General features: G+C 68.6%; 4 protein-coding genes. 1 reads left to right on the forward strand and 3 read right to left on the reverse strand.

The genetic code is table 11. The annotated features are described in order from the left end of the window. Positions 1 to 45 precede the first annotated feature (45 nt). Positions 46 to 6,978, reverse strand: a complete 6,933-nt coding sequence (locus ABTY61_RS28825) for a polymorphic toxin-type HINT domain-containing protein (protein ID WP_350508021.1) — start codon at positions 6,976 to 6,978, stop codon at positions 46 to 48. Between the two features lie 625 nt (positions 6,979 to 7,603). Between ABTY61_RS28825 and ABTY61_RS28830 the strand changes: the two genes are divergently transcribed. Further along, positions 7,604 to 11,269 (forward strand): ricin-type beta-trefoil lectin domain protein, encoded by a 3,666-nt coding sequence (locus ABTY61_RS28830; protein ID WP_350508022.1) that lies wholly within the window; start codon positions 7,604 to 7,606, stop codon positions 11,267 to 11,269. A gap of 380 nt (positions 11,270 to 11,649) precedes the next feature. Here ABTY61_RS28830 and ABTY61_RS28835 read toward each other — a convergent pair whose 3' ends face one another. Both ABTY61_RS28835 and ABTY61_RS28840 read right to left on the reverse strand, forming a co-directional pair. Beyond that, a complete protein-coding gene (locus ABTY61_RS28835) occupies positions 11,650 to 13,872 on the reverse strand; it encodes a cutinase family protein (RefSeq protein WP_350508023.1) in 2,223 nt (740 codons plus the stop codon). A gap of 38 nt (positions 13,873 to 13,910) precedes the next feature. Beyond that, positions 13,911 to 14,387: a hypothetical protein gene (locus ABTY61_RS28840; RefSeq protein WP_350508024.1), complete on the reverse strand. Its 477-nt coding sequence runs from the start codon at positions 14,385 to 14,387 to the stop codon at positions 13,911 to 13,913. Between the last annotated feature and the right edge of the window lie 147 nt (positions 14,388 to 14,534).

A 14,534-nucleotide genomic window follows, 5' to 3' on the forward strand; every position in this document is an offset into this window, starting at 1 on the left:
CGACCGCACTTTCGGCCCTCAAGAACTCTTATCGAACCTCGGCGGCTAGCAGCCACAATTGACCGGAGCGGCGCCATCCCAATATGCATTCCCCCTCGGCTCCAAGGGGAACATGGTAACGAAGGATCCATCGCCCTTGGTTAGCACCAGGTCGTTATCCTTGCGGTAGAACCAATAATCAGTCCCACCTCCACCATCGGGATTATACGGCCCGTGACGTACCTCGTCATGGGAAGCGCGCACTTCACGGACCCTATTTTCATACCACTCACGCGCGGCGGGATCCCCGGGGTTCAGGCCATAGTCCTTCGAGTGCTTTCCCCACTTCTTCCCGACATTGACACCGGTTATCTCCGGCCCACAATTACTGTTGTGCACGAGAACCGGTGTGTTTCCCGCGAGTACATAGTACGTGTGGGATTCGCTGACCGTCAGGTTGTAGGTGACGATCGGCTTCTGGTAGCTGTGAACTGCCGCAATCGTGACCAGGGTGCCGTCCGGCTGTCGCAGTGTCTGTCCGGCTTCCAGGTCTGCGGCGTTGGTCCACCTGTTGGTGGTCTCGTTCCAGTAGGGGTGGTGCTGGGTCGAGGTGAGGGCCTGGTCGCCGTTCGCCGTGTGGACGGTCAGGTCCGTGAAGTCGACGTCGGTGAGGGTCTTGATGACGTCGGTGACCTTCTGGGCGCGGGTCTCGCCTGTTGAGGGGTTCGTTGCTTGTACGGTGTCGCCGGCCTGGATCTCTTCGATCGGCTTCGTGCTGCCGTCTGCGAGGAGTACGCCGGTCTTCGCGGGGAAGCTGTTGCCCTCACAGACGCGCCCGATCGCTGCGAGCAGGTCCTTTAGACCCGTCCGTTCGCCTGAGGCCATCGCTGCCGAGAGGTCCCGTGCTGCCGGGCCGAGATCGAACGTGGACATCGCCGCGCCGAGGGTGTCGCAGGCATCCTGGTCCGAGCCGCCGAATCCGCCGCCCTTGGCGCACTTGTACCAAGGGATGACTACCGTCATGTCGGACAACATCTTGACGGTGACGTCAAAGTGGGCCCTGTCCTGGTCCTGGTCCTTCTGGCTGGTGCAGCGTTTCCCCAGCCTCGATGTGTCGTAACAGGTTTTCTTCGTGTAGGCCGCCTCAGAGTCCTTGATCATCTTCTGGACGCGGGCGGTCTTCTGCTCGGCGATGGTGTGGACGGGGTTCTGGTTGATGTCGCTGTGGCCGCACTCGCTGGTGCTGCAGTCGCCGGACATCGTGGCTTGGACGGAGCAGTCACTGCCGCAGGCGTTGCCATGTTGGTCGCAGCCTTCATGGCCGTTGCGGCAGGTGTAGAGGCCGCTCGGGTCGCTGGAGTTGACGGGATCGTTGTTGCTGTATGCGTAGGCGTTCCACTGCTGTGGATCACTCGGGCCGATGAGCGGGTCGGGGTTGAGGAACCGTCCGGTGGTCGGCTGGTATTCGCGGGCGCCAAGGTTGGTGAGGCCGGTGGCGTCGTCCTTGGTGCCGCCGACGAAGCCGTGGTCGCCGGCCCAGGTGGTGGGCTGGATGCCGCGGGGGTTGCCGAACGGGTCGGAGAGGCGCCGGGACTCGGCGAGGGTGGTGCCGTCGAGGGCGAGGGTTCCAGTGCCGTGAGGGTCGGCGATCTGGTAGGTGGAGTTGCCGCCCTGGCGGACCAGGGTGATGCCGCCGGGGATCTGGTAGTAGCGGACGCCAGTGACCTTGTTGGCGGTCGCGTCGTAGACCAGCTCGTCTCCGCCGAGCGTGATGGTGGTCTTGCCGGGGTCGCGCCGGATGAGCTGGTTGCCGTTGGCGTCGTAGAGGTAGTTGGTCGGTCCGGCGGTGCCCGTCTTCATGTAGGAGGCGAGCTTGTTCTCGCTGTTCCAGGCGAGGGCGGCGGTGCCGGAAGTGTCGGTGACGGCGGTGGTGTTGCCCGCCGCGTCGTACTGGGCGCTGCTGCCGGTGGTGCCGGTGGGCGCTGTGGTGGTGGTGCTGGTCAGAGCGTGCGGGCCTCCGGTGCCGCCGCCGGTGTTGGGTGCGGTGGTCGGGGTGTTGATGGTCCCGGTGGCCGGGAACGTCTGGTTGGTGGTGGTGTCCTTGGTGGTGTCACCGGAGGGGTCGTGCTGGACGAGTTGGGTGCGGTTGCCGGTGAGGTCGTAGCCGTAGCTCTGCCAGTAGGCGGCGGGGCCGCCGACCGTGGTCCTCAGTGGCGCCTGAGCTCCGCTAGTGGGTGTGGAGTTGGCGCAAGCGCCGATGCCACCGACCGTCGGCTGGGCTGCTTGGGTGAGTGTGCCGGTATCCGACCATGCGGTGGTGAGCCGGCTGAGGTAGTCGTAGCCGAAGCACTGCAGGTCGGTGGACGAGGGGGTGTTGTCCGGGATGTTGCGGACGGCCGTGAGCTGCCCCGCCGTGTTGTAGGCGTAGGTGAGCTGCTGCACGGAGCCGGTGGCAGCCGTCTGCTTGTCCACAAACTGCTGCAGCTGGCGGCCGGTGGACTCGTCGTAGGTGTTGGTGACGACGATCTGGGTGCCCCAGGGGTTCACCGTGGCGCGGATGCTGTGCCCGTAGGCGTCCCAGTCCGAGGACAGGTCGTAGGTGGTGGTGCTACCGCCGTAGGTGCGCAGGGGGCCGTTGGTGTCGTAGGTGTAGGCGACGGTTTCGCCGGCGATGTCGCCCACCGTCGAGCGGCTGTCTTTGGTCACTGCGCCGGTGACCGGGTCGTAGATTGCCTGGTAGGTGTAGGTGAACGGGGTGGTGCCCTGGCCGATCTCAGTGCCGGGGATGGTGGTGGTGGTCTTGGTGGGGTGGTAGGCGGTGTCGTACGCCAGGACGGAGGTGGTGTAGGTGATGCCGGAAGCGCCGTTGACGTAGCGGGTCGAGGTCGAGGGCTGGCCCTTGACGACGGTGTCGTAGGTGAAGCCGGTCAGCTGGTTGTCCGGGCTGACCGATCCGGCGTAAGTGCCCGCCACTCGGCCGAGCAGGTCGTAGGTGTAGGCGATGGTCTGGTTGCGTGCGTCGGTGGTCGTGACCAGCCGGCCTGCGGTGTCGTAGGTCTTGGTGCCGGCCCCGGTGTCCGGGTCGGTCGCGGTGACCTCACGTCCTCGCAGGTCGTAGCCGCGGGTCCACGTGTTGCCTGCCGCGTCCTTCTGCGTGGCGAGGTGGCCGTCCACCGTGTAGGTGTAGTTGGTGGTGTCCGCGTCGGTCTGGTTGCCGGTGGCGGTGGCGGTCTTGTACTGCCACAGTTGGGCGGTGTGGCCGCGGGCGTCGGTGACGACGGAGGCGGGTGTGGCGCCTGCGGGCGGTGTGACGTCGGTGCGGTCGGCGCCTGGGTAGGCCGTGGTGGTGGTGCTCTGGGTGACGCCGTAGGCGACGAACTGCTGTGTCACCGGGCGGCCGAGGCCGTCGTAGACGGTGTAGGCCTGCGCCGGGACCTTCTGCGTTGTGGTCAGGAACGGTGTGGTGCTCGGTGCGGCGTCGTCGTTGTACCAGGGGCTGTTGGCCCCGGTGACACGTCCTTGCGAGTCGTACACGGTGTCGGTGATCAGTCGGCCCTTGTAGGCGGAGAGCGCCGGGGTGGACTGGGCCTGCACGACCCTGCCAGTGCCGTCCATGATGTCGATCTTGACAGCGTAGGAGCCGTCCTTGAGCAGACTGGACGAGGTCACAGTCGGGGGGACGGCAGTGCCGTTGACGACACCCGGGGTCGAGTACGCGAATTTGGCGTTGGCGGCGGCCGTGGCGGCCTGGCCTGGGAGCCACACGCTGGCGGTCCGTCCGAGCGTGTCGTAGGCCCGCGTGGTGGTGCGGCCGTTGGGGTCGGTCACGCTGGTGGGAAGCGAACGTGCCGGGTCCAGTTTGGTCGTCGTGACGCGCCCAGATGCGGCGTCACTCGCGCCGGCCGGGGCCGGGGCGGTGACGGTGAAGCTGTTCGGCAGCTCGCCGACGGCGGATGCGGTGAACGCCGTCGTCGTGCTGGCGCCGTTCGGGTGCGCGCTGTCGGTGACGTTGGGATCGGTGACGCCGACGAGCCGCCCGTAGGCGTCATACGCATTGTTCACCGAGGTGAACTGGGGTGTGCCTGCCGAATCGAGATGGTCGAGAGACAGGCTGCTCGTGACATCGTGCGCGGTGCCGATCTGTCCGAAGGTCTGGCCGTCGTACGCCGACCTGCTCCAGGACACGGTGTTGGCAGCGGTGGGCGTGGCGGTACAGGCACTGGCGCCGGAGACCGCGATCACCTCGGACGGTAGTGCCAGGACCTGCGGGTCCGAGCCGGTGGCGTAGTTGGTGCGGGTGCAGATGTCCGGCAGGCCGTCCGCCGTGTCGATCGAGCTGGCGATCCGGTTGCCGTGGGCTGGGTCAGTTGTGGTGGTCTTCGCGCCCGTGCGCCAGGTGCCGTCCGCCTTCAACGAGCGCGACGTGGCTGTCGAGCTGGTGGCCGCGTACCGGGCGGTGAGGGCCGGCAAGCTACCGCCCTGGCTGTGGGTTGCCGTGGCGACCGGGCCGCTCGCGGTGTTGACCGTGTAGCCTGCGATGCTGCCGCCTGCCTGGGTGTAGGTGTCGGACTCCAGGGATTGGCCGGAGAGCCAGTCGGAGTCAGTGACCGTGGCGGTCCCGGTGACCTGGCCGCTCATCGGGCCGGCCACCTGGACGCTGCGGCTGGTGCCGTTGGCGAGCAGGTCGCCGTCCATGCCCTGGTAGAAGGTCTTCGAGCTCTGTGACTGCGGCCCGTCCTTGCCGCTTCCAGAGACGACGGTGACGCTCGCGTAGCCGCGGAACTCGTCCCAGGTCCGGTTCTTGTCCGGGGTCAGTGCCGAGTCATTGCGGTGCCAGGCGGCCTTGCCGTAGGTGTAGTTGGTCACCATCGGCACCGAGCCGGGGGTTGCCGGGTTCACGGTCACGCTGGTGACCGGGTACTTCAGGAACCAGTCGTCCACGGGGTCAGCGCCGGAAATCGAACCGGGCGGGTTCCATTTGACGTTGTAACAGGAGAGTGTGTCGCTGTCGGCGGAGGCCGGCATGACGTTGTTCACGCGCGAGCAGGCGGCGAAGGCATAGTTGACGCCGATGGTGCTGCCGGTCTCGGTAGTGATCAGCTGGATGCGAGGCCGGTTGTAGGCCGGCGGTGCGGGGACCAGGTTGGTGCCATCCACACGGTTGGGCAGCAGTTGGGAGGTGAAGGACACCGCCGGCAGCGTGATGGAACCGCCGGTGGCCTGGGTGTCCTGGCCGGTGCGCTGGATGGAGGCGAGCCACGGGACCTGGGTGTTCTCGGTGGCGTTCTGCACGTTGATGAACGTGTGGTTGAACGCGTAGGAGTCCACGGTCTGGTAGCTGCCGTTGACCTTCACCTGGGTGGTGATGGACGCCAGCCACTTGGTGGTCCAGTACGTCGGCCCGTAGACGGTGCACGCGCTGGTGGCGTCGCACTGCTGGTCCAGTGGGACGTCGGGCCAGTTCGCCGCGTTGGCCGCGGTGCGCTGGGACGGGTCGCAGGCCGCGGTGGAGGTGACGCACCGCTCGGAGGTGTTGAAGACGATCTTAGCGGCGGGCTGGTAGGCGCCGTTGTTGTTCAGCTGATCCGAGAGGAGCTGTCCGTACCCGACGGTGGCGGGAACGCCGGCGCGGGTGTAAGCGGTGCTGGTTCCGTTGCCGTTGTTCTGGGCACCGCCGCGGGAGTAGTAGTTCGTCTCGGGGGTGTAGGTGTAGGTGGTCAGGTTGCCGTGCGGGTCCACGACGAAGTCGAGGTTCCAGCGCCAGGCCATCTGGCACCACGAGCCCTGGCCCTTGGCCGGGTCGTAGCACGGGTCACCGCTGTTGGGCGAGTAGACCGGGACGGTCCACGTCGAGCCGCTGTCCGCACCGAGGGTGGTCGGGTTGCCGTTCGCGTCCGGCACGTGGTTCAGACCGAAGTAGGACACCGTGCCGCCGGTGTCGGTGACCTTGATGTAGGAACCGTTCCAGGTGCCGTTGGTCGCACCGGTCAGGAACTGCACCTTGGTGCCGTCGTCGTCCTTGAGCCGCCAGGTGCAGGCCGCCTGTTCCATCGTGGCGGGCGTGCCGGACTGGCAGGAGGCGTCGTCCGGCACCAGCTGCCCGGAGTGGCCGGCGAACGAGAGGGTCATGCTCGCGCCGCCCCAGCACTGGTCGCCGGAGTTCGTGATCCCGTCCAGCGAACAGGGCTTGAACGACCGCTCGACGAAGCCGTTGCCGTAGTCCCAGCCGTCGCCGATCCAGGACGCTTGCGCGTTCGTCGAGGAGGTCTTGCCGTCCACCGAGGCGGAGTCGTAGGAGAGCGACACCTTCGGGGCCGCGCCGGCGAGCGCCGGCGGCGCCTGCACCGGGTACCCGTAGGTGAAGGCCCCGGAGGAACCGCCCGCGGTCCAGGACTGGGAGGGGTTGAGCGGGGTCGCCGAGTAGGTTCCGGCCCCACTCGACGCCCCCGAGACCACACCCACGGTCGTAGAGGTGGTGGTGGAGCCCGCGTACATCGCGCGGGCCGCCCCAGGGGCGGCGTCTGTGGCGCTCTTGGTAGCAGAGGCACCCTGGGCCTTGGCGACGCCGGTGCCTGTCAGCGGGACGTCGGCGACGAGCTTCTTGGCCGTCGGGTCGTAGTGCGATTCGAGCGGGGTCTGTTTCCGGCAGTCCGGGGCTTGCGGCGCCGTGGTCGCGCAGCCGGGAAGGACCACCAGGTGGGCGCGGGCCGCCCAGTTCGCGCCGAACGCGGCGTCCAGGCTGGAGGTGTCTACACCCAGGCGCACGGGTGCGTCATCGCCCGATCCTGGCCGGGTGATGGTCACCGCCACGCCGGGGATACCGGCAGTCGTCGCCGCCTTGGTGTCCGCAACGTCGACCTGGATCGTCTGGCCCGCCGCCGATGAGCCGGCCAGCGGCGCGACGGTGACAGGAAGGCCCGATGCCTTGGCCTCGGCACCGGCCTGGGCCTTCTCGCCGTCGCCCAGCGGGTGCGCCTCGGGAGCGGAGCCGAGCGTCACCGACGCGTGGCCCCCCGGGACCGGCTTCGGGTCCTTCGGCGGGGTCCAGGCCGGCGGCACCGGGTGCTCCGGCTTCGCGGCCGGAACCGGCGCGGCATTCTGCCCCGGAACCGAGGGCGTCTTCGGAAGAGCGGTGTTGGGTGGCGACCACTTGCGCGAGTAGTCCGGCCCGTCCGCCGCTGCCGCGATCGGCAGGGGCGCCAGGAGCGAGCCGAGGATGGCGGCCGTCGTGACGGTTGCCAGCCGTGCCCGTAGTCTCCTCCCCCCGCCCTTTGTCTTCTTGAGGCCTGACCGTTGTATAAATGACACTCTTTTACATCCCTTAGGGAATTAGAGCCCCCGAACGCGCCGGGGGCCCGTGTTCTGGATCCGAACTGACGGATGCTAACGAACAGTGATGACTGGCGGTCAAGTTTTCGTGACTGGTGAGGATTCTCACGGGGGTCTACGAATCGCCTCGATTCGCTGCAAGTCGGGACTTCGCCGTCGAATTGAACTGGCTGGATGTCAGTGCCTGCCCCTACGGTGCCTCTGACCTGTGCCTATGCAGGCAGTCCGTGTACTTTGGGGGGAGTTTCCCGCTTTGAACAGAAAGCGCCGCTACAACGGTGTGCCACTCGGGGCAATGACCGTGGCAACCGCGCTCGCGCTCGCCACCGGCCTTTCCGGGCTCAGCGCCCACGCCGCCGACGCACCGCCGGTGCCGTCGCAGGCCGCGATCGACGCCATCACCGCGAAGCAACAGCAGGAACGGCCGCCGGCCGGTGCGACCGAGAAGGCCATCGCCCAGGCCAAGGCCACACAGCAGAACGTCCCGGTCGACTCGCTCACGACCGAGTACAGCGAGACCGTCGCCACCCCCGAAGGCCACCTCTCGCTCACCAACCACCTGGAGCAGCAGCGCGTGCGCCGGGGCGGTGTCTGGCAGGGGTTGGACGCCACGCTGGCGGCCAATCAGGACGGCACGTTCTCACCCAAGTCCGCGGCGGGGCAGGTGGCGCTGTCCAAGGGCGGGAACGGGCCGCTGGCGACGATGACCAGTGCGGACGGGAAGAAGCTCGCGCTGTCCGCCCCGTTCGCGCTGCCCGCGCCGACCGTCAGCAGTGACAGCGTGGTCTACCCGTCCGTCGCCCCCGACATCGACCTGAAGGTCACCGCCACCAAGTTCGGCGGCCTGACCACTGTCCTGGTCGTCAGGACCCAGGCCGCGGCGGCCAACCCGGTCCTGAAGAACCTGCACTTCGGGACCACCCTCGACGGCGTCAGCGTCAAGAGCGACGAGCACGGCAACGTCACCGTCGCCGGCGCCGACGGCAAACCCCGCTGGGTCTCCCGCACCCCGCAGATGTGGGACAGCACCACCGCACCCGCCGCCAGCGCCCCCGCGCCCGTGACGAGCGCCCCGGCGCCCGTGACGAAGACCGCCATGACGTTCAGAGCAGCCGCGGCAGACGCTCCCGCCCCCGCGCAGACGGACGCGGGCCAGGCTCCCGCAGCCGGCTCCGACACCGGCCCCGGAACGGCCTCCAAGGTCTCCACCATGCCGGTCAAAGCCGACAACAACGGCATCGACCTCACCCCCGACCAGGACCTCCTGGCCCACGGCACCGCCCCGTACTACATCGACCCCGACTACCTGCCCTGGACCCAGTGGGGCAACTCCTGGACCTGGGTCCAGTCCGCCCACGACGGCTCCAACAACTGGAACCGCCAGGGCCCCGGGGACGCCGACCACCCGGGCGCCGGCAAGTGCGGCTACTACCCCAACGGCGGCAGCTGCTCCCCCGCAGACATCGAGCGCAGCTTCTACCAGTTCGACATCAGCTCGCTCAACGGGGCGGTCATCCACTCCGCGACGATGACCATGCAGGAGTACGTCTCCGCCGACTGGTCCTGCACCACCAAGTACCCGCTCAACCTCTACGTCACCGGGGCGATCGGCAACGGCACCACCTGGTCCAACCAGCCCGGACAGCAAGGGGGCCCGCTCGGCGATACGGCCTTGGTGGGCGGCTCTGGACACGACCAAGCGTGCTACGGCAACGTGCCGTTCAGTTTCGACATCACCGGTGCGATGAAGCAGTACGTCAACTACGGGCAGCTGACGTTCGGCCTCTACGGCGACGAGAGCAACCAGTACGCATTCAAGCGGTTTACCTACCAGCCTGCGCTGTCCGTGATGTACGACCGGGTGCCCAACGTGCCCACCAACCCCGGGGTGTGGCCCGCCCCCACCACGGCAAGCCCTGCGGCGACCAACCAGTCCTGCGGCGACGGCAACAGGGACCACTGGGCGTGGCTCGGCGCCGGCTCCGCCCAGAACAACGCCGTCCAGCTCAACGGCACCGTCACCAGCCCCACCCAGGCCCAGGTCATGACCTGGGACCACATCTGGGACTACAACTCCTCCAACGGCGCCAGCGGCGACACGGCCCCGGTCAACAGCGGTGGCACCACCAGCTTCCAGCTGCCCGCCGGCCTGATCCAGGACGGCCACGCCTACGGCTACAACATGCAGGCCAAGGACGGCCTGGACGACACCCCCTGGTCCGCCCCCACACCGAACTGCTACTTCAAGGTCGACCTCACCCCGCCCACCCTCACCTTCCCCACCACCGTCGCCGACACCGGCAAGCAGTTCCCGCCCAGCGGCAACGGCCAGACCCCCCAGATCTACGCCGGCCAGAGCGGCGGCGTTCCCTTCACCGCCACCGACCCCAATCCCAGCGGCGGCTACACCAGCGGTGTGGCCTGCCTTCGCTGGAGCTTCGACCCCCAACTCGTCGACGCCGCCTGGCAGTGCGGCAGCGCCATGCCCACGGGCCAGATCCAGGTGACCCCTGGACGCTGGGGCACCAACGTCCTCTACATCCAGGCCGAGGACAACGCCGGCAACCTCTCACCCGTCGCCCAGTACGCCTTCTACGCCCCGTGGAACCCCAACAGCCCCGCCCCGACGTTCGGTGACGTCACCGGCGACGCCCAGCCCGACATCGTCACCGCCGACCCCAACGGTGACCTGCGCGCCTACAGCATCCCCGCCACCGGCGCCAAGGCACCACTGGCCGCGCCCAAGGCCAAGTCCCCCGGCGGCGACTCCTGGACCAACTACCGCACCACTCACCGCGGCAGCCTGCGCGGCGGAAACAACGTCGACGACCTCATCGTCCACAAGGACGGAGACAAGAACCTCTACTACTACCAGAACCCCGGAAACACCGGCGTCACCGGTGTCTTCGACGCCAACAGCATCCTGGCCAAGCCCGCCTGCGACCCGAAACTGACCGACTGCACCGGCTACAACACCACCGACTGGTCCACGACACTGCAGATCGCCGCCAGCGGCGACCCCAGCACCACCAAACTCGACGCCAACAGGAAGTTCCTCAACCGCACCGGCCTGTTCACCATCGAGACCAGCCCGGACGGCACCGGCGCCCTCTGGTTCTACCCCACCACCAACGACGGCTTCTTCGGCTCACCCACAAAGCTGGCCGCCACCGGATGGAAGGGCTGGGACCTCATCTCCCCCGGCGACTGGGCGAATCAGGGCCACCCCGGCCTGTGGGCGCGCAACCAGTCCACCGGAGACCTGCGCGGCTACACCTTCACCACCGGCACCATCACCGTCACCGACGACTTCGGCAACACCACCAGCTACCCCACCCTCACCGGCATCGCCACCGACACCAAGATCGGCTGGGGCATCCCCGCCACCACCTGGCCCCTCATGGGCTCCAACGGCGACCTCACCGGCACCGGCACCGGATCCCCCACCCTCTGGGACATCACCGCCAACGGCATCATCCAGACCTGGACCGGCCACACCACCACCGCCGCCCCCTACTTCACCTGGGACCGGGGCCCCGACAACGTCCTGAGCGTCTACGCCGAGAACAGCCCCGTCACCTACGGCACCCAGACCGGCAAGTGCATGGACATCTACGGCGCCAACACCGCACCCGGCACCGCCGTCCAGCTGTACGACTGCAACGGCAACGCCGCCCAGAACTGGACCCCCAAGCCCGACGGCACCCTCCGCGCCCTCGGCCGCTGCCTCGACGCCACCGGCGCCGGAACCGCCAACGGCACCCCTCTGGAGATCTGGACCTGCGGCAACAACTCCCCGAACCAGATCTTCCTCCCCAGGCCCGACGGCAGCCTCTTCAACCCCGCCTCCGGCCGCTGCGTCGACCTCCCCGGGGCCAACGCCGTCAACAACGCCCGACTCCAACTCTGGGACTGCAACCCCGCCTGGGGCCAGAAGTGGAACCCGCTCGTACGAAGCTGAAACCTCGAAGCTCGCGCCCACCCCGGGCTTCCAGCATCAGGCGAAGGCGTTCCCTGACCCCGATCATGAAGCCCTGATACATGACGCTCAATCCCTGGGGCCACCTCGTCGGACTGATCTCCGACGAGGTGGCCCCAGCCCGTTGGGCGAACGGTCGCGGCGCACGAAGCCGGCCTTCCCAGCGATCGAGAGGCCGGCCGGCACAAACGCCAGGTCGTCGGGCCCGACCGGGCCGGGTCGTCCGTCCGTCCGTCCGGCCGGCCGGCCGGCCGACCGCAACGGGGTTGGTGCCGCAGCGCTGCGGCAGGCACGCCTGTGGCCGGGTCCGTCCCCTGTGCGGACCCGGCCGGGTGCCCCTGCGGGCGGCTGAGGTGTGGTGGTCAGGCGGTGTGCGGTGGTTCGCCCGGGAGGTGGGAGGAGCAGGACGGAATGCCGTCGAGCCAGGCCGGGCCCTGGATGTAGATGTTGCTGATCCAGCTGTTGTAGTCGGGCAGGAACGACCAGGCGTCGTTGGTGACGCCTTCGGCGGTGACGGACTCGCCGCGGTCCTGGCAGAGGATGCGGACGTGGGTCGGGCCGGGGAAGCTGTGGGCCCGCGCGCTGGTGGTGGAGGGGTCGTTGTGGGTCCAGACGTCGGTGCCCCAGGTGGAGGAGCCGCCGGCCGAGGGGCGCGGTGCGCCGCCGCAGTCGGGGACGCCGTCGAGCCAGGCCGCGCCCTGGACGTAGATGTTGGTCACCCAGGCCTTGTAGTCCGGCAGGTAGGACCATGCGTCGTTGGTGATGCCCTCCGCCGTGACCGACTCCGCGTGCTTCTGGCACCCGATGTTGATCCGCGTCGGACCGCCGAGTTGCACGGCGCGTGCGCTGGTGGTGGAGGCGTCCGTGTGGGTCCACACGCCGGTGCCCCAGGTCGAGTAGGCGCCGGTGGGCGGTCCGCCGCAGTCGGGGACGCCGTCGAGCCAGGCCGCGCCCTGGACGTAGATGTTGGTCACCCAGGCCTTGTAGTCCGGCAGGTAGGACCACGCGTCGTTGGTGATGCCCTCCGCCGTGACCGACTCGGCGTGCTTCTGGCAGGCGATGTTCACCTTCGTCGGCCCGCCGAACTGGACGGCGCGCGGGCTGGTGGTGGAGGCGTCCGTGTGGCTCCAGACCTGGGTGCCCCAGGTGGTGGCGTTGCCGGAGGTTCCCAGGGCGGAGATCCGGATGGCGCCGCGGTACTTGTGGATGTCGTGGCTGGAGAAGTCGGACACCATGAGGTGGGTGTCGGACTCGCGGGCTTCGACGATCTTCCCGTCGCCGAGGTACATGGCGACGTGCTCGGTGCCCCATTCCAGGAGGTCGCCGGGCTGGAGCGGGGCCAGTCCCTGGTCGGCGGTGAAGCGGGCCGTGGCGGGGACGGTGGTGAAGATGCCGTCGACGTCCTTGCGCCCGATGAGGTCGTAGCCGGCGCTCTGCGCCCAGGCCCAGCGGACGAAGCCGGAGCAGTCAAACCCCTTGCGCTGCGGATCGTGCCGGCTGCGCACGGGATCGGTGGCATCGACCATGCCGTACGTGGCGCCCGGGGTATCGCCGTGGCCGCCGCCCCAGGTGTACCAGGTGCCGGCGGCGACCTGGGAGCAGGCGGCCTGGATCGCGCGCCGGGCCTCCTCGGTCACGTCCCCGTACGGGACGCAGCCGACGGCGGAGTTGGGGCGCGGCTTGGGCGGCACCGGCAGCTCGGGACCGTTGTAGCCGCGCAGGCCGCTGCCGAACCTGGTGCCGAGGATGGTCGTCCAGTCGACCGTTCCACAACACCGGCGGTCGTCGTTCGCGCTGCCGTACCCAGTGTGGATCTGCTTCTGGTCGCCGTTGAACGAACCGAACAACCCTCCGGCGCACACGGCGTCGCGGTCGGCGCAGAAGTCGATGGTCCGGGCCGCGATGTCGGGCGGCAGGAAGTAGCTGCTGCCCTGGCTCCCCTTGATGCTGCTCTGGGTCGTGGAGTTCCAGCGGTCTCCGGTGAAGGGATCCACGTACACCCCGTAGCTGGCAGTGCCCGGGGTGTTCGGATCCGCGATCAGAAGCACCTGGGCGATCGCGCTGCGGTCCAGCGTGGTGAACTGGTCGATGGCCGTGTGGACGACGTCGGCGCCCTGCGAGTAGCCGACGAGTCCGATCCGGATGTCCGGGCACCTGACGGCCCGGTTTCGGACCACTTCCTTGAGCTGGGTGACGCCTCCGTTCATCGAACTCGAATACGCTCCGCTGATCTGACTCCCGATACCGGGATCCACCGCACGGTAGGGGAGCGAGTAGTAGACGACGTCCTGTCCGTCGAGCGCCGGCTTGGCCGCGGCGACGAAACGGTCGACCGTACCGCCCATGTTGAACTGACCGGGCGGGGCGTCGTCCTCGTTCGGCGCGTTCTGGGTCGAGCCCCGTACACCGATCACCAGGTACTTCGGGCACTTGCTGGGCAGGCCGGGGTCCCACGCCTTGGCCCCGGTCGGGTGGCCGTCCCCGACCACGTCGGCGCTGGCCGTCGCCGGCGCCCCCGCGACGGCCAGCAGGAGGCCCACCAGGAGCGCCGCGAGGCGGCGCAGCAGTCGGCAGGTGTTCTTCATGTGGACTTCTGCTCCTGAGCAGTCGGAGGCGGTCAGGGTCAGCAGTGGTTGACCAGCCCGCTCCACTGGGAGTAGCTCCCGGTGGTCAGGTACCAGTCGTTGACGTAGCCGTCCGTGGTGTCCCCGGCGTAGTGCGGGTGGACGTAGAACCAGTAGGTGTCACCGTGGCCGTCGGCGTCGCCGGCGCCGGTGGTCCAGCAGTAGAGCACCACCTCCTCGCCGTTGCCGAGGCGGCCGCCCATCGAGCCGCCGGTGTAGTTGGGCTCGTTGTGGATGGCGAGGAAGGAGCCCGGGTTGATCGCGGTGACCGTGGCGCAGTAGTGCGTGGCGTTGGGGACGTCGAGGTCGCAACGCGACGGGCCGCTCAGTGCTGAGGCGGGCGAGGCGCTGCCGAGGCCGAGCGCGGTGGCGGCGAGCGCCAGGGCGGCCGCGGTGGCGGCGCGGCGCAGGCGCGGGGTGCGGGCAGTGCGGGTGGTGCGGGTGGTGCGGGCGGTGTGCTTCTTCTGGATCCGCACGGCGGGGATCTCCTCTCGCGGGGGTCGGGTTGGGACTGCGCGGGTGCTGTCCCGCGTCGTCCGAACCGACCCTAGGGAGGGGTGGCTTACCGATGGCTTACCGGTTTCCGTGCGGTCGGCGAGCCATCGGTGAGGTCATGTGAGGCC

The organism is Kitasatospora sp. NPDC096128, assembly GCF_040303105.1.
Taxonomy (GTDB): Bacteria; Actinomycetota; Actinomycetes; order Streptomycetales; family Streptomycetaceae; genus Kitasatospora.